This window comes from Acinetobacter sp. YH16053 (assembly GCF_013417035.1).
Lineage (GTDB): Bacteria > Pseudomonadota > Gammaproteobacteria > Pseudomonadales > Moraxellaceae > Acinetobacter > Acinetobacter towneri.
The window spans coordinates 108,498-128,614 of sequence record NZ_VPEP01000004.1; the positions used below are offsets into that span (position 1 = coordinate 108,498).

The following is a 20,117-nucleotide window of genomic DNA, read 5'->3' on the forward strand; positions in this document are numbered from 1 at the left end:
TGCTGTCTCCGCTAAAATGCTTTGGATTCCTATCTTACTCAAGTACTTGTCTATTCAGTACTTGAGTAAGCTCTCCATCCTTTGAGATGGAATGAATTCGATGAGTAAAATTAACTATAAAATTTAGTTAAATGGTTAAAACTTTTTCGCCGCGTGCGATACCTGACACACCTGAACGCACAACTTCTAAAATGGTGTTTTCAGCAATCGCGTCAATAAAACCATCTAGTTTTTCAGTTGTACCCGCAAGCTGCACCGTATAAGTCGTTGGTGTGACATCCACAATTTGTCCACGGAAGATATCTGCAGTACGTTTGATTTCAGCACGTGCAGCACCCGATGCTTTGACTTTAATCAGCATCAATTCGCGTTCAATATGCGGACCTTCTGACAGGTCGACCACTTTAACCACTTCAACCAATTTATTCAGTTGTTTGGTGATTTGCTCAATTTTATGATCATCACCATAAGTTGTAAGCGTTAAACGTGAAAGTGTTGGGTCTTCGGTTGGCGCAACGTTTAAAGTCTCAATGTTATAACCACGTTGAGAGAATAAACCCACTAAACGAGAAAGCGCACCTGATTCGTTTTCAACGAGAACGGAAATAATGTGTCTCATTCTGTGCGCTCCCCTTTACCTAACCACATATCTTTCATGGATTGACCCGCAATTTGCATCGGATAAACGTGCTCTGTACGGTCAACCATTACGTTAATGAATACGCATTTGTCATTAATCGCCATCGCTTCTGCAAGCTTAGACTCAAGCTCATCGGCATGGTTAATTTGAATACCAACGTGACCATAAGCTTCCATCAATTTAGGGAAGTCAGGCAATGAGTCAACATAAGAACTTGAGTGACGACCTTCATAATTCATATCTTGCCATTGTTTAACCATACCTAAAGCTTGGTTATTCAAGCATAAGATCTTAACGTTTAAACCATATTGCTTACAGGTAGAAAGCTCTTGGATACACATCTGAATCGATGCTTCACCCGTGATACATACAACCTGTTGATCTGGATAAGCCAGTTTAGCCGCCATAGCATACGGTAAACCTACACCCATAGTACCTAGACCACCAGAGTTCAACCATTGACGTGGACGCTTGTACTTATAGTAGTTCGCGCCAAACATTTGGTGCTGACCTACGTCAGAAGTAATGATCGCATCACCATTGGTCACTTTGTCTAAAGCTTCAACTACTTGTTGCGGCTTCATCGTGCCATCGGTTGGTTTGTCATATTTCAAACCATGAACTTTACGCCATTCATTGATCTGATTCCACCATGCAGCAATCGCTTCAGGGTTTGGCTTAGACACATTTAATTGCTTCAATTGAACCAACATTTCCTGAAGTACAGGTTCAACTGCACCTACAATTGGAATGTGCGCCATGATGGTTTTTGAAATGGTCGCCGGGTCAATGTCAATATGAATGACTTTGGCATTTGGACAGAATTTTGCAGGGTTATTGGTTACACGGTCATCAAAACGCGCACCAATACACAAAATCACATCGGCATTGTGCATGGTCATATTGGCTTCATACGTACCATGCATACCCAACATACCAATAAATTGTGGATCATTGCCCGGGAACGCACCCAAGCCCATCAATGTATTGGTTACAGGGAAACCTAAAATGTGTGCAAGTTCAGTCAATTGCTCAGATGCATTGCCTTGAACCACGCCACCGCCTGAATAAATAACAGGGCGTTTTGCATTCAACAATTCATCAATTGCTTTACGAATTTGACCTGAGTGACCACGATGCGGTGGCTGATACGAACGCATCTTCACTTTTTCTGGGTATTCGTAAGCAAATTTTTCTGCTGGGTTGGTTGCATCCTTAGGAATATCAACCACCACAGGACCAGGACGACCTGAAGATGCAATATAGAATGCCTTCTTAATCACTGAAGGAATTTCACTTGCATGACGCACTTGGAAACTGTGTTTTACAATCGGACGTGAAATACCCACCATATCGGTTTCTTGGAAGGCATCTTCACCAATTAAGTGTGTTGCAACCTGACCAGACAAAATCACCATTGGGATTGAGTCCATATAAGCCGTTGCAATTGGAGTTACCGTGTTGGTTGCACCAGGACCTGAAGTCACCAGCACCACACCAGTTTTACCTGTTACGCGCGAGTAGGCATCTGCCATATGACCAGCAGCTTGCTCATGGCGCACAAGGTAATGATTAATTTTGTCTTGTTGAAAGAACGCATCGTAAATATGAAGTACTGCGCCGCCTGGGTATCCAAAAACATGCTCAACGCCTTCGTCCGCCAATGCGCGAACGAGCATTTCACCACCAGATAAAAGTTCCAACGTGATTCACCCTAGTCTTGTCACTGCAAAATGGGAGACACCTGCAGTGTTTTGTTCATTAATTCCTGCACTGTTATAGCACACATATTTCATAGTTTTCATGGCAATAGGAAAAATTTCTGATCTGATTACCGTATAAGCAATATGAGATCTAAAATGTGTTGGGGTAAACACATTTTATAAGCTTTGTTCAGCTTCTCGGCTAGAGAAGTTGCCCATTGCATGACATGACACTTATTCGAAGGGTGATCGATCTAAGGCACATAAAACTAAAGTGTGCATTTTTGTAGTTTACCCGACTAAAGTCAAGTTTAAAAATCGGCTTTTTCTGCTTTATTTATAAACTGGGCATTTTTTACGCTTTGTGTCATCCATCACAATTTAATCCAAAGCCCAATATTTCCATATAAAACAAATAACTTCAGATATTTGCTGAATTTTTTATAATTTTTTCATATCACATACATAAAAATAAAGAATGAATTAAAAAATATATAAATCGCTTGGTTATGATTCAGCAACGCATTTCAGCTTATTTTAACTCGCAAATTGGCAAGCCAATGCTCCAATTTTGAATAGGCACTATTGCAGATAAAAATCATCGAAAAATTGTCAATAAATCCTAGCTTCACGGGGAATTATTGCTAAAATTTAGCCAACATGATTTTTGTAATTGGTTTTCTGCCATTACTCTTTTTTGCTCAGGACTTCCAAACATGAAAACGCCAATGATCCGCTTGAGTTGTCTTTCTGCAAGCTTGATTCTAATTTTTGCCACTAGCTCAGTTTCTGCAAAACAATATTACAAGTGGGTCGATGCAAATGGATCAACCCATTACACCACGACACCACCACCAAAAACTGCCAAGAAAAAAGGCAAAGTCGACACCTATGGCTGGAGAAATTCAGCACCAACCGTTGCCACTCCTGCAAATCCTGCTGACAACCCTGCACCTACTGCTGCAAATACAACAAACCAACATGCGACACCTACCACAAATCATCCTGCAGGAAATCCAGCTATGGATCAGCAACAACGTGAAGCCAATGCAGCTTTAAATCAGGCACAACAAGAACGTGCCAACCCACAAGTTTTTTAAGTTTTAAGCCATAAAGTACGACTCGCTTAAATTTTCCTGCACAATCCAACGCGCAAAATTCAATTTAGCTGCATTTTGCGCTATGCTGTGTGACACACTTTTTTTAACCGTTTATTCCTGATTTAACCTTATGACTACTCACATTGACCCTGAATATCAAGCCAGTGCGATTGAACCCCAAGTCCAAAGCGACTGGGAATCTCGCAAAGCCTTTAAAGTTGCCGACACAGTCGAAGGTCCACATCGTTATATCCTCTCGATGTTCCCTTACCCAAGCGGCAAACTGCACATGGGTCACGTGCGTAACTACACCATTGGTGATGTAATTAGCCGTTTTCACCGTTTAAAAGGTGAAACAGTCTTACAACCTATGGGTTGGGATGCTTTTGGTTTACCTGCTGAAAACGCAGCGATTGCGCATCAGGTTGCCCCAGCTAAATGGACTTTTGAAAATATCGCCTACATGCGCGACCAATTGAAAAAACTAGGTTTGGCAATAGATTGGGATCGTGAATTTGCCACTTGCACCCCAGAGTATTACCACTGGGAACAATGGTTATTCGTGCAACTGTATAAAAAAGGGTTAATTTATCGCAAACTCTCGACAGTCAACTGGGATCCTGTCGATCAAACAGTTTTGGCCAATGAACAGGTCGAAAATGGTCGTGGTTGGCGTTCAGGTGCATTGGTAGAAAAACGTGATATTCCAATGTACTACTTCCGCATTACCGATTATGCCCAAGAATTATTAGACGATTTAGAAACTTTAAAAGATGGTTGGCCACAGCAAGTCTTGACCATGCAGCGCAACTGGATTGGGCGTTCGCAAGGGATGGAAATCACATTCCCATCGGCAAATCCTGAAATTTATGCAGATGGTCTGACTGTATTTACAACGCGTGCTGACACGTTAATGGGTGCAACTTATGTGGCTGTTGCTGCAGAACATCCTATGGCGTTAAAAGCAGCAGAAAACAATGCACAATTAAAAGCCTTTATTGAAGAATGCCGCATGGGTTCTGTGGCAGAAGCTGACCTTGCCACTGCCGAGAAAAAAGGCATGGCGACTGGCTTATTTGTGAAGCATCCAGTAACAGGTAAAGAATTACCTGTGTGGATTGCCAACTATGTGTTGATGTCTTACGGTTCTGGCGCAGTGATGGCTGTACCTTCACACGATGAGCGTGATTTTGAGTTTGCCAATAAATTCCAATTGCCAATTATTCAGGTGATTGATGCCAAAGGTGCAGACGATGCGGACTTTGACACAACCCAATGGCAAGAGTGGTACGGTTCTAAAGAAGGTAAACTGGTCAACTCAGGCGAATTTGATGGTTTAGATTTCCAAGCGGCTTTTGATGCACTTTTAGCGAAATTAGAGCCACAAGGTTTAGCCAACGTAAAAGTACAATTCCGTTTACGTGACTGGGGTGTTTCACGCCAACGTTACTGGGGTTGCCCAATTCCAATGATCAACTGTGAAAAATGTGGACAAGTTCCAGTTCCAGAAGATCAGCTTCCTGTCATTTTACCTACCGATGTTGTGCCAGATGGCTCAGGCAACCCGTTAAATAAAATGCCTGAATTCTATCAAACCACTTGCCCATGCTGTGGTGGCGAAGCACGTCGTGAAACCGATACCTTAGATACTTTTGTAGAGTCATCTTGGTATTACGCACGTTACGCATCTCCAGACTTTACAGGTGGCATGGTCAAGCCTGAAGCTGCGCAAACTTGGTTGCCAGTTAATCAATATATTGGTGGTGTAGAACACGCCATCTTGCACTTATTGTACGCGCGTTTCTTCCACAAACTTATGCGTGATGAAGGCGTGGTACAAGGCAATGAGCCATTTACCAACTTACTGACTCAAGGCATGGTCTTGGCTGACACCTTCTACCGCGAAGCAGAAAGCGGCAAGAAAACTTGGTTTAACCCTGCCGATATCGAGCTTGAAAAAGACGAAAAAGGTCGTGTTCTTTCTGCAAAATACATGGGCGATGGTCAAGCTGTGATTGTTGGCGGTCAGGAAAAAATGTCGAAATCGAAAAATAACGGTATCGACCCGCAAGCCATTATTGACCAATACGGCGCAGATACTGCACGTGTATTTATGATGTTCGCTGCACCACCTGATCAGTCTTTAGAATGGTCAGATGCAGGTGTTGAAGGTGCGAACCGCTTCTTAAAACGTGTTTGGCGTTTGGCGGCAGGTTTCCTTGAAAAAGGCAGCAATGCAACTGCAATAGACAGCAGCAAACTTGCTACAGCAGCACAAGACTTACGTCGCAAAACCCATGAAACCATTCAAAAAGTGGGCGATGATATTGAGCGTCGTCATGCGTTCAACACTGCAATTGCAGCATTGATGGAACTCTTGAATGCTTGCAACAAGTTTGAAGCGCAGAACGAACAAGACCTTGCGGTTGAACGTGAAGCAATTGTGACTTTATTGACCTTGCTTGCGCCATTTGCACCACACTTGAGCCAAACCTTATTGGTAGAGTTCGGAATTGAATTAACCTCTACCCTATTCCCTGTGGTCGATGAGTCTGCATTAACCCGCAATACTCAAACTATTGTGGTGCAGGTAAATGGTAAATTACGCGGCAAGCTTGATGTAGCGGTAGATGCATCTAAAGAAGACATTCTTGCACTTGCCAAAGCGTTACCAGAAGTACAACCATTCTTGACTGGGCCAACCAAGAAAGAAATTGTGGTACCGAATAAGCTAGTGAATTTGGTGGTTTAAGTGCTTTTAAACCTCCCTTTTTTAAAGGGAGGTTTGGAGGGATTTTATAAAACAATCCCCCTAAACCCTCCTACAAAAAAGGAATTAAAACAATTTCCAAACAAAGCCCGTTGTCAGTCAACGAGCTTTGCACCTACAATCAAGATATTCTCAACTTCCGCTTTTAAACTTTCAAGAATATTACAGAGGACAGCACATGCACTTTAGCCAACGTCTAGCAGTCATTGTTTTAACTTGTGGACTCAGTGCTGGCTTAGTCGGCTGCGGTTTTCATCTTAAAGGCACCAATCCAAGCATTGCACCTGTGGCTTATTCAAAAATGAGTCTGGCACTCCCTAGCAATGCCGAAGAATTAGAAGAAAAACTCTCTATTCACATGGGTACAGCAGGCGTCCAACTCAGTAATGACCCTAATGCCTACGTGTTGCGTGTATTGGAATACACTCCACAACGCCTAAGACTGAATGGCAAATTGGTCGAAACTTTATTACGTTTAAGTGTGACGTTCCGCATTGAAGATGCGCAAGGCAACCCTGTGACTGAACCCCGTACCGTCATGGCAAGCCGTAGTTACCAATATGATGTGGCAACTGTCAACACTGATGATCAAGAACAAAAATTTTTAAGAGAAGTGATTATTGATGATGTTGCGCAGCAAATTGTGCGTCAAATTTCATCTAACCGTTTACCTTTGGTCAACCCACCTGTGTATTCAACCCCTAAATAAGTTTTCGAGTGCGAATTTTTTATGAAACTTGACTATCTACAAGCCCTCAAACGTGTCGATGAAGCACGTGGCGTATGGATTTTGCATGGTCAAGAACCCTTACTCGAACAAAACTTGCTGGATGCTTTTCGTGCCAGTTGGCAAAAACAGGATATTGAACGTCAGCGTTATGATTTAAATAGCGTTAGCGATTGGAAAAATGTATTCAATGCCTTAAACAGTCTGTCACTATTTTCGAGTCAATTGGCGGTTGAAGTACACGGCAATATCAAGCCTGATGCCAGCACACTAAAACAACTGAAAAGTTATATTCAACACAATGAACAAAACTTGCTGTTGGTGGTAATGCCGAAACAAGACAACAATAGTCTGAAATCCAGTTTTTTTCAGTTGATTGATGCCAATGGGGTCAATGTTGCGCTTACGGCGAATTATCCTAAAGATCGGCAGCAGATTTTAGGTTTGGAAGCAGAAAAGCTTGGCATTCAATTAGGACATGATGCGTGGCAATGGTTGGAACAACATCATGAACACAACCTTTTGGCTGCCAAAAATAGCTTAATGCGGGTCAGTGACACCTTTCCTGAAATTCAGCAGATTCAGATTGAACATTTACATGCCTGTTTACAAGATCAATCCCGTTATAGCACTTACGATTTAAATGATGCTTTACTGGCGGGAAATCTAGCGCAAGCCATGAAAATTTTTCAATACCTCATGGCTTCGGGTGAAGCCATGAGTTTAATTTTGTGGAGCATCAGCAAAGAAATGCGCTTACTGATGCAATTATTTGAACAACCACAAAATGCTTTGCAACTGGGTATTTGGAAAAACAAAGTCAGTGTTTATCAGCAAGCTTTGCGACGTTTAAATCCAAATAGTTTCTTGCAATGGCCCGCCCTGTTATTGCGTATTGATGCCGCCATAAAAGGGATGTCCAAGGAAAACCCTGAACATCTGGTGCTACAAGCCATTACAGAACTCTGTGGTAAAACACTGTTCGCTTCTCACTCGGCTTAATTTAGCAGACTTCATCAAATAATTTTTAAAATCATCTGCTTTTCAGAGGATTAGCTAAAGAAACGTGCAAACCAACTTTTACCTTTTTTCTGTTCCTGTGAACGCAAATAATGCAGCATATTGTCACGTACTGCATCGACATAATCCTGATCATCATGCTGAATATGGTTAATCAACCATTTAGACAACAAACGATACAAATCATGTTCTACCGATTCGCCATTGGCAAAACGCTGACGGCAATCATTCAAACGCTTCACAAAGAGTTCGTGAATACCACGATGTGATGGTAAGTATTGATAATTGACCTGTGACAACAAGTTTTCTTCAAAGCTAAAATGCGATTGCGTATAGTCAATCAAGTCATCCAAGACTTCTTTGATTTGCTCCCGCGCACCTGTCGCCCGAATTTTTTCCAGCGCATTAATATAGTCCAGAATTTGTCGATGTTGATTGTCAATCACATCAATTCCGATATTAAATTTCTCACTCCACTCCATGATTTACCCCTCAGATTTTTTGCTTAAAGTCATGTTTTATTGCATCGTCCCGATGCCGTATTATCCTAATGATTAAATCCATAATTATTTTATGGAATTTGATACTAGCTGCTTTTAATTCTTAAATCCATATAGAAAATAAGGTTTTTTAAGCAACTTAGACCATAGTTGTATTTTTCAGCATTTATCATAAAAATTCATAAAATTATCATAGAGATGAAACAAACTACCCCCACCTCGTTAACAGATGCTATTTTCACTTTTTTATGGATGTAATACCGTACTCAGACTGTATTAAATCTAGCTCAAACCACTAATAAATAATTCTCATTTGCAATTTCTTTAAAAAATTCACGATTTATCCTTATTTCACTTCTATAATCCTTTTAATTTCTTTTTTTCTGTTTTTTGACTCATGCCAAAAATAAAATCGACCAAACTTATTGCGGGAATTATCATTGCGCTAATGCTGGCACTTGCCGCTTGGTATTTTTTAAAACCGAAAGAACAACAACCGCAATACATTACTGCCGAAGTAAGTCGTGGAGATATTGAAAGTGCGGTGTTGGCAACAGGCGTACTTGAAGCCACCAAAATGGTCAGCGTTGGTGCGCAAGTTTCGGGTCAAGTCAAAAAAATGTATGTTCAGTTAGGCGATCAGGTCAAACAAGGACAGTTGATTGCCCAAATTGACTCTGTACGACAGGAAAACGAGTTTAAAACAGCACAAGCCAGCATTAAAAACCAACAGGCACAATTGGCGGTTCGACAAGCTAATCTTGCTAAAGTCGCAGCAGAATATCAGCGTCAACAAGCCATGTATGCGCAAGATGCGACCTCACGTGCTGAACTTGAAACTGCCTTAGCCAACTATAAAACTTCACAAGCAGAAATTGCTGCCATTAACGCTCAAATTGAACAGTCACGCCTAACTTTAGACACGTCTAAAGAAAATTTAGGTTATACCCGTATTCTTGCCCCAATGGATGGCACTGTCGTCGCAATTGTGACCGAAGAAGGTCAAACCGTGAACGCCAATCAAAGTGCGCCCACGATTGTTAAATTAGCCAAACTTGACACCATGACTGTAAAAGCAGAAATTTCTGAAGCGGATGTAATGAAGGTCGAAGAGGGACAAACGGTCTATTTCACCACCTTGGGCAACAGTGAGAAAAAACATTACGCTACTTTACGTCAGGTAGAACCTGCACCCAAATCCATCAATACCGAAAGCAATAACAATACGTCATCATCTTCAAGTTCTGCCGTGTACTACAACGCTTTATTTGACGTACCAAATGAAGACGGCAAGCTACGCATCAATATGACCGCACAAGTGTCCATTGTATTGGCAGAGGCACGCAATGTGCTGACCATTCCTGCTGCTGCGGTACAAGGTGCAAACCGTTCTCGCAGTCGTGGCAACAGCAATAATTCAGACAGCAACGTACGTGCTGAGCGCGACAATACCAATGCTAGCTCTGCCAAACGCCCTGCCCGCTTGGAGTTGACTGCCAATGAAAAAGCCTTGATTGATCAAGGTAAAGCCTCTTTAGGTATGGTACGTGTACTGCAAGCTGATGGTTCAGCTCGTCCACAATCGGTATTGCTTGGCTTAAACAACCGTGCAACGGTACAAGTCATTCGTGGCTTAAAACTGGGCGATCAAGTCATTATTGCCGATGGTTCTGATACCTCAAATGATGCGGCGAAGCGTGGTGGTCGTGTTGGCCCATCAGTGAGAATGTAAGATGAGTCAGTCACAACCTCTGTTAGAGGTCACCAATCTGACCCGTGAATTCCCTGCGGGTGAATCTACAGTGCAGATTCTCAAAGGCATTGACCTGAAGATTTACCCAGGTGAATTGGTTGCGATTGTAGGTCAGTCGGGTTCGGGAAAATCCACCCTCATGAATATTTTGGGCTGTTTGGATCAACCCACCACGGGCAGCTATAAAGTCAAAGGACGCGAAACCCGACAACTTGAAGCCGATGAATTGGCACAGCTACGTCGTGAATATTTTGGTTTTATTTTCCAGCGCTATCACTTATTGGGTGATTTAAGCGCTGCGGGCAACGTCGAAGTGCCTGCAATTTATGCAGGTGCCGATGTTGAAGAGCGACAAACACGCGCGACTGCGCTGCTCAGTGACTTAGGTCTAGCCGATAAAACCCAAAACCGCCCAAGTCAGCTTTCAGGTGGACAACAACAACGTGTATCCATTGCACGTGCCTTGATGAATGGTGGCGATGTGATTCTTGCCGATGAACCCACAGGTGCACTCGACAAGAATAGCGGTATTGAAGTGATGCGGATTTTGCGTGAGCTAAATACCAAAGGTCACACCATCATCTTGGTCACACATGACCATAATGTCGCTAAAAATGCCACACGGATTATTGAAATCAGTGACGGGCTTATTATTTCTGATCAGCCCAACACACCTGCCGATCAAGATGATATTACCCAACAAACTTTGCAACATTCACCACAAAAAAGAACTTCAGCTTGGCGTTCTGTATTTGATCGTTTAGGTGAAGCCTTCCGCATGGCGCTACTGGCGATGAATGCGCATCGCATGCGCACCTTTTTAACCATGCTCGGGATTATTATCGGGATCGCTTCGGTTGTATCTGTTGTGGCACTTGGCAATGGTTCACAGAAACAAATTTTAGAGAACATCAGCAGTTTAGGTACCAACACCATTACCGTGTTTCAGGGGCGTGGTTTTGGTGATACCTCGCGCTCATCTCAGCTTAAAACCCTAATTCCTGCCGATGCCGATGCTTTGGCAGAACAACCTTATGTGGATGGGGTCAGCCCATCGGTCAATAGCAACGTCACAGTACGTTTTAAAGACACCGAGGCTTCTGCCACAGTCAATGGTGTGAGCGAAGACTTTTTCTATGTGCGCGGCATGAACTTCCAGTCGGGTCAGCCTTTTGACAAACACAGCGTGCTGGAACAAGCGCAAGATGTGGTGATTGATCACAACACCAAAAATACATTTTTTAGTGATGGCAGCAACCCTGTCGGGCAAGTAATTTTATTGGGCAGCGTACCCAGCCGTATTATTGGCGTGGTCGAAGAACAAAAAAGCATGATGGGCAATGCCGACAGCTTAAATGTGTATTTGCCCTACTCTACGGTAATGAGCCGCATGCTTGGCCAAAGCCATGTGCGCAGCATTATTGTACGAGTCAAAGATGAATATCCAAGTGCTGCAGCAGAAAATGCCATCCTAAGTCTGTTGGTACAGCGTCATGGTGCGCAGGATGTATTTACTCAAAATGCCGACAGTATCCGTGAAACCATCCAACAAACTACCGCCACCATGACCTTACTGGTTTCTGCTATTGCAGTGATTTCACTGGTGGTCGGTGGAATTGGCGTAATGAACATCATGTTGGTCTCTGTCACAGAACGCACCCAAGAAATTGGGGTACGCATGGCAGTCGGCGCACGACAAAGCGATATTTTGCAGCAATTTTTAATTGAAGCCATTTTAGTGTGTATTTTAGGCGGTGTACTTGGCGTCTTGCTCGCACTCGGAATTGGGCAATTGATTAATCATGTGGCAGGTGGAACCTTTCAAATGGCGTACTCCACCACCTCGATTGTAGCCGCTTTTGTCTGTTCAAGCCTGATTGGAATTGTGTTCGGTTTTATTCCTGCACGTAATGCTGCCCAACTGAACCCTGTCGATGCGCTATCTAGAGAATAAGGAATTAGAGTAAGGAATGATGATGCGATTTAACCAGAAGTCACGACAATTCAGCCAACTCGTCACTGCGCTTTTTCTTGGCAGCAGCTTAGTGGGTTGTGCAGCCGTAGTCAAAACACCTTATCAGGCACCTGCTGTAAATATTCCTCAACAGTTTGAGCAGCAGCAAAAAAGCCAGCAAGTCCTTGCACAACTAAATACAGACCGTTGGTGGACACTCTTTCACGATGCTGCTTTAAATCAATTGGTTGAACAAGTCTTGGCGCGTAACAGTGACCTCGCGGTTGCAGGACTGAATTTACAACAAGCCAGATTACAAGCCAAACAAAGCCAAAGTCAGCAAGGTGTCCAGATTGGCAATGCAGGTATTTCTACAGGGCATCAATTTAGTTTAGAGGGCAATGGTGATACAGCGCGTGGGATTTCGCTGAATTATCCCGGACTGAGCTATGAATTGGACTTATTCGGTAAACTTGCCAATCAGACTGAAGCTGCACGTTGGGAAGCCTTAGCCACCGAACAAGACTTACAAGCCACCGCACAAAGCCTGATTGCAACCACTGCCAATTTATATTGGCAATTGGGTTATTTAAATGAACGCTATGTTGTCGCACAACAAAACCTTGCCAGTACGCAAAAAACGTATCAATTGGTCAGTGCGCAATATCGCGCGGGTGCAGTTTCAGGATTGGATTTAAACCAAGCCGAACAAGCCCTGCAAAGTCAAAAATCAACCTTGAGCCAAATTGCACAGCAAAAAGTTGAAACACGCACCGCCTTGGCAGTTTTACTGCATCAACCTGTGCAAATGTTGAATATCAATGAACCACAGAGTTTAGCCGCTGTTCGTTTACCGAATATTACTGCTGGCTTACCTGCAGAACTGCTGTCACGTCGTCCCGACTTACGTGCAGCCGAATTACGTTTACGTAAAGCCTTGGCCAATAAAGATGCCAATCGAGCCAGTTATTACCCATCCATCAGTCTTACAGGCACACTCAGTACAGGTGTCGGTACAGGCGCGCATACCTCTTTAAGCGATGCCCTAAAAAACCCAATTGCCACTTTAGGTGCAGGTTTAACCCTGCCATTTTTGCAATGGAATGATATGCAGCGCGATCTAAAAGTGAATGCTTTGGAATATGAAAAAGCCATTGTGCAATATCGACAAACTTTATATAAAGCCTTTGCCGATGTCGAAAATGCACTGTCAGCACGAACCGCGCTGAATCAACAAGTCGCGCTGCAAAGCCGCAATTTAGCACTGGCAGAGAAAACTGAACGATTAACTGAGGTGCGTTATCGGCATGGTGCGATTGCCTTAAAAAACCTGCTAGATGCACAAGAAACCACCCGCAATGCACGTTTAAGTTTATTGCAGACCAAGCAAAACCAATACAACGCCTATGTGACTTTATTGCAAGCGTTGGGTGGTAGTCCGATTCAAAACATTCAATAATGCAAGAGTTGATCTAAATTGATCACGATAAAAAAAGCCTGTGGATGATTTTAAACATCCACAGGCTTTTGCTTGCTTTGTATATAAACTTTGAAATTAAGTTTTCTCAGATAATAACGCTTCTTTACTTAATACTTGATGGCTACTGGTCGCAATTGGCAAACTGACTTTAAAAGTCGTTCCCACACCTTCTTTCGATTCCACCACAATTTGCCCGTGGTTCAAATCGACAAAACGCTTACACAACACCAAACCTAAACCAATACCCTTTTCACCTGCAGTGCCTTTAAAACTAACAGTAAGTTTAGGCTCGAACAGCGTTTCGAGTTGTTGTGCAGTCATGCCCAAACCCGTATCTTGAATATAAATATCCACACTGGTTTCTGTTTGCTCTGCACGTAAAATGACTTTGCCTGTGCCATCGGTAAAGGTAAATTTCAGCGCATTCGACACCAAATTTTGAATCACCGAGGTAATCATATTGATGTCGGCATAAACTTTAATGCCTTCTTCAACTTGATCAATCAGTTCAATATTTTTCTTGATTGCCAAACTTTTCAACACATCGCAAACAATTTTGGTCGATTGCTTTAACTCAAAATTAATTGGGTGATACACAAAGCGTCCACCCTCTGCCATCGCCCAATTCAATAAACTTTCTAGCAAGTTATAGGTCGATTGTGCTGTGTCGAATAAATAGTCGGCAATATTTTGAATACTAGAATCATCCAAAGTTTCGCGCTCTTGCGCTAAAACTTCCGAAAACCCCAATAAGCCATGAAATGGCGCGCGCAAATCATGCGCAATAATTTGGAAAAATTTGGTTTTACTAAAATTCAATGCAGACTGCTGTTCATACAGTTCTTTTAAGCTTGCATAATCAACTTTTAATTCAATATAACGCACCAAACCTGCAGCAAACTCCGCCACTGTCGGCAAAGCACCTAAACTAAACGCTTCTTCACGATGATCAAATAACAACAACTGCCCAATCGACTCGCCATCGGTTTTGAGTAAATCCAGTGCGATTAGGCGCGCGGCTTCTATCCCCAAACTTGCGATGTGCTGCACAAAATTTGCATATTGAGGATGTTGAGGTTCAATCAGTTGCTGACCTTGAAAGAAAGCGTCTAACCGTGCGTTTGGGTTGGCACGAAAGGCTTTAAAAACTTGATTGGTGGAATACCAGATGTACGGCTCATTTTTAAAAGTCAAAATGGCATGATCGACTTGCAGCATTTGACGGGCAAACTTCAAAAAACCATCAATTTGGTTACTTGGCGTATGTACACCCAATAATAACGAGAGTGTGCAAGCACTGAGTTGCTCCGTTTCAGGACCAATTTCCAGCAACTGTATTTTCATTTTTGCCTCGTTAATTAAAGTGTGCCGCGCCTATGAATTATTTTGTCTACAAAACTCATCCACTGAATTCAGAGTTAACCTACAAACTTTAACACAAAACACAAGCTTTCAAACTAATTTAAAAAACTGCGTAACAACTCGGCATTTCTTCTTTACTACTTGATTTTTTCATCTATGTATGAATAAGAGTTGAGATCATGATGAACCACGCTTTCAGAGGAATCGAACTGCTTCAAAGCACCAAAAAATACGCCGATTTTTGTAAAATTTAGACCATAAAAATAGATCTAAACTTTTAAAGTCTCAATCAGGCTTTTTATCTGTAGATTTGCAGCCGTTTTTAAAGAAAATCTCAACTTCTATACAAGAATTTACATTACCTCATACTGTAAAAAATAGAAGCAACATATTGATAAATATATAAAATAAATAGAATAAATATATTCACCTATCATTTTCATCGGTTATTTATCAAACATTCGACTTAAGTCGAACCCTCAACTGGTTAATTTATAATAAAATATACATATATTTTTGATGTCATATCTTCATCATACGATTTGATTAGTATTTCAACACTAAATACTCAAGGCGATTTTTAGGTTTAAATAGGCTCGTTTTTACATTAAACCGTGTCTTGATTCGCACAAATGCGACACATCATTTCGTAGCGAAATGGCGTCATCACTGTAATTACGTTGACTGAAATGCATAGAGAGTCGATACTCTCAAGGTTAAATTAGGCAAATCGGTTCGCAGGGGCTGAGTCATTATCTCGCTCCTAAAAAACTCAATCAAAGCAAGGGGCTATATATGGCTGGTGGAAAGTCAAAAATCATTTATACACTGACCGATGAGGCGCCATTGTTGGCGACCTACTCTCTACTGCCGATCATTGAGACCTTTACTAAGCCTGCTGGCATCGAGATTGTCAAGAGTGATATCTCTGTCGCAGCACGCGTACTCTCTGAATTCTCGGAATACCTAAGCGAAGAACAGAAGGTAGCCGACAACCTCGCAGAGCTTGGACGTCTCACGCAAGATCCAGATACCAATATCATCAAACTTCCGAACATCAGTGCTTCAGTTGCTCAGTTAATTGCATGTATCAAGGAATTACAAGCAAAAGGCTATGCAATTCCTGACTATCCTGAAAATGCGGATACTGAAGAAGAGAAAGCTTTACTCGCTCGTTTTGGTAAATGCTTAGGTTCAGCAGTAAACCCTGTATTACGTGAAGGTAACTCTGACCGTCGTGCACCTGCTGCAGTGAAAAACTATGCAAAAAAACACCCTCACTCTATGGGTGAATGGAAGCAATGGTCACAAACTCACGTTTCACACATGGATGAAGGTGACTTCTACCATGGCGAAAAATCGATGACGCTTGACCGCGCACGTAATGTAAAAATGGAACTCATCACTCATTCTGGTGAAACCATTGTATTGAAAGAAAAAGTAGCGTTACTTGATGGCGAAATCATCGATTCTATGTTCATGAGCAAGAAAGCACTTTGCGACTTCTATGAAAAAGAATTGGATGATTGTAAAGAAGCAGGCATTTTGTTCTCTTTACACGTAAAAGCGACCATGATGAAAGTTTCACACCCAATTGTATTTGGTCACTGTGTGAAAATTTACTATAAAGAAGCGTTTGAAAAACACGGTAAATTGTTTGAAGAACTTGGCATTAACGTCAACAACGGTATGGCAGGTCTTTATGAAAAGATCGAAACCTTACCAACTTCTTTACGTGAAGAAATCATCGAAGATTTACACGCATGCCAAGAACACCGCCCTGCACTTGCAATGGTGGATTCTGCAAAAGGCATCACCAACTTCCACTCTCCAAACGACGTAATTGTAGATGCTTCTATGCCTGCAATGATTCGTGGTGGCGGTAAAATGTGGGGTGCTGACGGTAAACCTTACGACTGTAAAGCAGTAATGCCTGAATCTACTTTCGCGCGTATTTACCAAGAAATGATCAATTTCTGTAAGTGGAATGGTAACTTCGACCCACGTACGATGGGTACTGTGCCAAACGTAGGTTTGATGGCGCAAAAAGCTGAAGAATACGGCTCACACGACAAGACTTTTGAAGTTCCTGCTGCAGGTGTTGCAAACATCACTGATATTGACACTGGTGAAGTGTTGATGACTCAAAACGTAGAAGAAGGCGACATCTGGCGTATGTGTCAGGTGAAAGATGCACCTATTCGCGACTGGGTTAAACTTGCAGTAACACGTGCACGTAACTCTGGTATGCCAGCAATTTTCTGGTTAGACCCGTACCGTCCACACGAAAACGAAGTGATCAAGAAAGTTCAAAAATACTTAAAAGATCACGACACGACTGGTTTAGATATTCAAATCATGTCACAAGTTCGTGCGATGCGTTATACACTTGAGCGTGTTGCGCGTGGTTTAGACACCATTTCTGTAACAGGTAACATCTTACGTGACTACCTCACTGACTTGTTCCCAATTATGGAGCTTGGTACTTCTGCGAAAATGTTATCTATCGTTCCGTTAATGGCGGGTGGTGGTATGTACGAAACTGGTGCGGGTGGTTCTGCGCCTAAACACGTACAACAACTTGTTGAAGAAAACCACTTACGTTGGGATTCATTAGGTGAGTTCCTTGCGCTTGCTGCTTCTTTAGAAGAAATGGGTATTAAAGAAGATAATACTCGTGCGAAATTACTTGCATCAACTCTTGATCAAGCGACCAGCAAATTACTGGACAACGACAAGTCTCCATCACGTCGTACTGGCGAACTGGACAACCGTGGCAGCCACTTCTACTTGGCAAAATTCTGGGCAGAAGCACTTGCTGCTCAAGATGAAGATGCTGAGTTGAAAGCGAAGTTTGCACCACTTGCACAAGCTTTAGCTGCAAACGAAGACAAAATTGTTGCTGAACTTGCGGAAGTACAAGGTAAATCGGTTGATATCGGTGGTTACTACGCAGTAGATCAAGCTAAAGTGAATGCAGTAATGCGTCCAAGCGCAACATTCAATGCTGCTCTTGATGCAGCTCAATAAGTTGATGCAAAACTAACCTAAGTTAGTGATGTAAAAAACCAGCGCTTCGGTGCTGGTTTTTTTACACCCTCATTTATATAGTGTTATGACAACTATTTCATTTAATGCTTAGATCTAAATTTTATGAATGTGAGTTATCAAAGGTTAGGATTTTTCATTCAACTAGAGCCATAAAATAAGGAAAACCTAAAATGGCAAATTCGTGGGGAATACCAAAGCACATAGAAGATGCGGTCTTGGAGCGAGACCTGTGCTGTGTATATTGCGGCAAAAAGTTTGGCACTGAAAGAGCCAATAAGAAGTCTTGGGAACACATTATCAACGATATAAGAATTACAACCTTATCCAATATTGCATTGTGCTGTATTGGCTGCAATGCATCTAAAGGCAATAATGACTTAGCAACTTGGCTCCATTCTGAGAATGCTCGAAAAAGAGGCGTCACCACTGAGACAATTGCAGATGTCATCAAAGTAGCTTTAGATAGTGAATAAAGCTTTTAAGTACTACAAGCCCTATAAGACACCCGATCAATCACATTTGATTATTGTATTGATCTAATAATTTAAGCTTAGCATCTGATTCCACCATGAGTACCAATGAAAAATCAGGTACTCATTTGGGTACTCATTTTCCAAAGTGACCACCTGAATTGTGGCTAATGGAATCATTAAGACTGGAGCTAAAAAATGGCACAACCCATTAATATACAGACAATAAAAAAGCCCCCAAGTCTTAATATGCTTGAGGGCTTTTCCTTTATATGGTCCCGAGGGTCGGACTCGAACCGACACGTCATCTCTGACAGCGGATTTTGAGTCCGCCGCGTCTACCAATTTCACCACCTCGGGTAGGTGTTGATGGGTATAATAAACTTTTTTGACAGCTTGTCAACGCAAGTTTTTTGCAATTGTTTAAAATTAAATCAGCTGTCATTTTTTTGATTTATAATCGACCAATTTCATCCATAAAACCTAAAAAAGCATATACTAGGCGCAGTTTTCCCAGTGTTCTAACTTGTTTTTATCATGCAGCTTTCTGACTTTAATTTTAATCTCCCCGATGAACTCATTGCTCGTTACCCACTAGCAAGTCGTAGCGCCTCTCGTCTGCTGCATCTTGATGCTCAAGGTCAGTATCATGACCATCAATTTACCGACTTACTGAATTTACTCGAAGCGGGCGATTTACTGGTACTTAACGATACCAAAGTCATGAAAGCGCGTCTTAAAGGTAAACGTGCCACAGGCGGTGCAGTGGAAGTCTTGGTAGAACGTCTGCAAGATCAATTTATTGCCCATTGCCATATTAAAGCCAGCAACTCACCAAAAGCAGGTGCAGAACTGTTTATTGGGCCTGATGCTGTAAAAGTGACCGTACAAGGTCGCCATGAAAACTTATTTATTGTCGAGTTTTCGCAGCCTATTTTAGACGTATTGGATGCCTACGGTCAGTTACCGATTCCACCCTACTTTAACCGTGAAGCAGAAGCGATTGATACCGAGCGTTATCAAACCGTATTTAACGACCCGACAAAACTCGCCAGTGTTGCCGCACCCACTGCCAGCTTACACTTTGATGAAGCCTTGCTGCAACAGCTAGCAGATAAAGGCATTCAAAAAACCTTTGTGACCTTGCATGTGGGCGCAGGCACATTCCTGCCTGTACGTACCGATGATATTGCCAATCACATCATGCACAGTGAATGGTGTGAAGTTTCTGAAGCTGCCGTAGCGCTGATTCGTGAAACCAAAGCACGAGGTAATAAAGTTATTTCAGTGGGTACAACTGCTACCCGTGCCGTGGAAAGTGCAGCTCAAGCCCATTCAGGCGAACTTGCGGCTTGGTCGGGTGATACGCAAATTTTTATCTACCCAGGTTATCAATTTAAAGTGGTGGATCGTTTGATTACCAATTTCCACTTGCCTGAATCCACCTTATTAATGTTGGTATCTGCGCTTTCAAGCCGTGAAAATGTCATGCGGGCGTATCAACATGCTGTGGCTGAACGCTATCGTTTCTTTAGTTATGGCGATGCCATGCTGATTGATCAAGCTCAAACTTAATTTTCAAACTGT

At 42.3% G+C, this 20,117-nt stretch carries 14 protein-coding genes and 1 tRNA gene; 10 read left to right on the forward strand and 5 right to left on the reverse strand.

Translation table 11 applies throughout. The features are described from left to right. Positions 1–127 precede the first annotated feature (127 nt). The gene (gene ilvN / locus FTV43_RS05385; protein WP_004974986.1) at positions 128–619 is read right to left on the reverse strand and encodes an acetolactate synthase small subunit; all 492 of its coding nucleotides are present in this window, start codon (positions 617–619) and stop codon (positions 128–130) included. After that, positions 616–2,343: an acetolactate synthase 3 large subunit gene (locus FTV43_RS05390; protein ID WP_096902629.1), complete on the reverse strand. Its 1,728-nt coding sequence runs from the start codon at positions 2,341–2,343 to the stop codon at positions 616–618. The genes ilvN and FTV43_RS05390 overlap by 4 nt, the downstream gene beginning before the upstream one ends. Before the next feature lie 716 nt (positions 2,344–3,059). Here FTV43_RS05390 and FTV43_RS05395 point away from each other — a divergent pair. From FTV43_RS05395 to holA, 4 genes are all read left to right on the forward strand, one after another. After that, positions 3,060–3,443, forward strand: a complete 384-nt coding sequence (locus FTV43_RS05395; protein WP_179988687.1) for a DUF4124 domain-containing protein — start codon at positions 3,060–3,062, stop codon at positions 3,441–3,443. A gap of 130 nt (positions 3,444–3,573) precedes the next feature. Then, a complete protein-coding gene (gene leuS, locus FTV43_RS05400; protein ID WP_179995043.1) occupies positions 3,574–6,195 on the forward strand; it encodes a leucine--tRNA ligase in 2,622 nt (873 codons plus the stop codon). 196 nt (positions 6,196–6,391) lie between these two features. Continuing rightward, on the forward strand, positions 6,392–6,922 hold the full coding sequence (gene lptE, locus FTV43_RS05405) for an LPS assembly lipoprotein LptE (protein ID WP_179995044.1): 531 nt from the start codon (positions 6,392–6,394) through the stop codon (positions 6,920–6,922). Positions 6,923–6,943: 21 nt separating this feature from the next. After that, positions 6,944–7,942 carry a DNA polymerase III subunit delta gene (gene holA, locus FTV43_RS05410; protein ID WP_096902625.1) on the forward strand — a complete coding sequence of 333 codons (999 nt, stop codon included), beginning with the start codon at positions 6,944–6,946 and terminating at the stop codon, positions 7,940–7,942. Positions 7,943–7,992: 50 nt separating this feature from the next. Here holA and FTV43_RS05415 read toward each other — a convergent pair whose 3' ends face one another. Next, complete coding sequence (locus FTV43_RS05415; protein WP_004974971.1) at positions 7,993–8,442, reverse strand: bacteriohemerythrin; 450 nt, start codon at positions 8,440–8,442, stop codon at positions 7,993–7,995. A 415-nt stretch (positions 8,443–8,857) separates the two neighbouring features. On the opposite strand from FTV43_RS05415, the gene FTV43_RS05420 reads away from it, so the two are divergent. From FTV43_RS05420 to FTV43_RS05430, 3 genes are read left to right on the forward strand one after another with little or no spacing between them, the layout of a single operon-like run. Beyond that, complete coding sequence (locus FTV43_RS05420; RefSeq protein WP_179995045.1) at positions 8,858–10,192, forward strand: efflux RND transporter periplasmic adaptor subunit; 1,335 nt, start codon at positions 8,858–8,860, stop codon at positions 10,190–10,192. A gap of 1 nt (position 10,193) precedes the next feature. After that, complete coding sequence (locus tag FTV43_RS05425; RefSeq protein ID WP_179995046.1) at positions 10,194–12,167, forward strand: MacB family efflux pump subunit; 1,974 nt, start codon at positions 10,194–10,196, stop codon at positions 12,165–12,167. Positions 12,168–12,189: 22 nt separating this feature from the next. Continuing rightward, positions 12,190–13,626, forward strand: a complete 1,437-nt coding sequence (locus FTV43_RS05430) for an efflux transporter outer membrane subunit (RefSeq protein WP_179995047.1) — start codon at positions 12,190–12,192, stop codon at positions 13,624–13,626. Between the two features lie 96 nt (positions 13,627–13,722). Here FTV43_RS05430 and FTV43_RS05435 read toward each other — a convergent pair whose 3' ends face one another. Then, positions 13,723–14,991, reverse strand: coding sequence for a sensor histidine kinase KdpD (locus tag FTV43_RS05435; RefSeq protein WP_004974961.1), 1,269 nt, complete (start codon positions 14,989–14,991; stop codon positions 13,723–13,725). An 813-nt stretch (positions 14,992–15,804) separates the two neighbouring features. On the opposite strand from FTV43_RS05435, the gene FTV43_RS05440 reads away from it, so the two are divergent. Continuing rightward, entirely contained in the window at positions 15,805–18,039 is a 2,235-nt protein-coding gene (locus FTV43_RS05440; protein ID WP_167846287.1) for an NADP-dependent isocitrate dehydrogenase, read from the forward strand. Between the two features lie 191 nt (positions 18,040–18,230). Then, a complete protein-coding gene (locus FTV43_RS05445) occupies positions 18,231–18,533 on the forward strand; it encodes an HNH endonuclease (RefSeq protein ID WP_179995048.1) in 303 nt (100 codons plus the stop codon). A gap of 270 nt (positions 18,534–18,803) precedes the next feature. On the opposite strand, the gene FTV43_RS05450 is transcribed toward FTV43_RS05445, so the two are convergent. Next, positions 18,804–18,890: transfer RNA gene (locus FTV43_RS05450), tRNA-Leu, on the reverse strand. Positions 18,891–19,067: 177 nt separating this feature from the next. Between FTV43_RS05450 and queA the strand changes: the two genes are divergently transcribed. Then, a complete protein-coding gene (gene queA, locus FTV43_RS05455; RefSeq protein ID WP_179995049.1) occupies positions 19,068–20,105 on the forward strand; it encodes a tRNA preQ1(34) S-adenosylmethionine ribosyltransferase-isomerase QueA in 1,038 nt (345 codons plus the stop codon). The last annotated feature ends 12 nt before the right edge of the window (positions 20,106–20,117 follow it).

Bases quoted from the DNA above. Each gene is read 5' to 3' on its own strand.
- ilvN (WP_004974986.1), bottom strand. From the start codon at position 619: ATGAGACACATTATTTCCGTTCTCGTTGAAAACGAATCAGGTGCGCTT.
- FTV43_RS05395 (WP_179988687.1), top strand. From the start codon at position 3,060: ATGAAAACGCCAATGATCCGCTTGAGTTGTCTTTCTGCAAGCTTGATT.
- leuS (WP_179995043.1), top strand. From the start codon at position 3,574: ATGACTACTCACATTGACCCTGAATATCAAGCCAGTGCGATTGAACCC.
- lptE (WP_179995044.1), top strand. From the start codon at position 6,392: ATGCACTTTAGCCAACGTCTAGCAGTCATTGTTTTAACTTGTGGACTC.
- holA (WP_096902625.1), top strand. From the start codon at position 6,944: ATGAAACTTGACTATCTACAAGCCCTCAAACGTGTCGATGAAGCACGT.
- FTV43_RS05415 (WP_004974971.1), bottom strand. From the start codon at position 8,442: ATGGAGTGGAGTGAGAAATTTAATATCGGAATTGATGTGATTGACAAT.
- FTV43_RS05420 (WP_179995045.1), top strand. From the start codon at position 8,858: ATGCCAAAAATAAAATCGACCAAACTTATTGCGGGAATTATCATTGCG.
- FTV43_RS05425 (WP_179995046.1), top strand. From the start codon at position 10,194: ATGAGTCAGTCACAACCTCTGTTAGAGGTCACCAATCTGACCCGTGAA.
- FTV43_RS05430 (WP_179995047.1), top strand. From the start codon at position 12,190: ATGCGATTTAACCAGAAGTCACGACAATTCAGCCAACTCGTCACTGCG.
- FTV43_RS05435 (WP_004974961.1), bottom strand. From the start codon at position 14,991: ATGAAAATACAGTTGCTGGAAATTGGTCCTGAAACGGAGCAACTCAGT.
- FTV43_RS05440 (WP_167846287.1), top strand. From the start codon at position 15,805: ATGGCTGGTGGAAAGTCAAAAATCATTTATACACTGACCGATGAGGCG.
- FTV43_RS05445 (WP_179995048.1), top strand. From the start codon at position 18,231: ATGGCAAATTCGTGGGGAATACCAAAGCACATAGAAGATGCGGTCTTG.
- queA (WP_179995049.1), top strand. From the start codon at position 19,068: ATGCAGCTTTCTGACTTTAATTTTAATCTCCCCGATGAACTCATTGCT.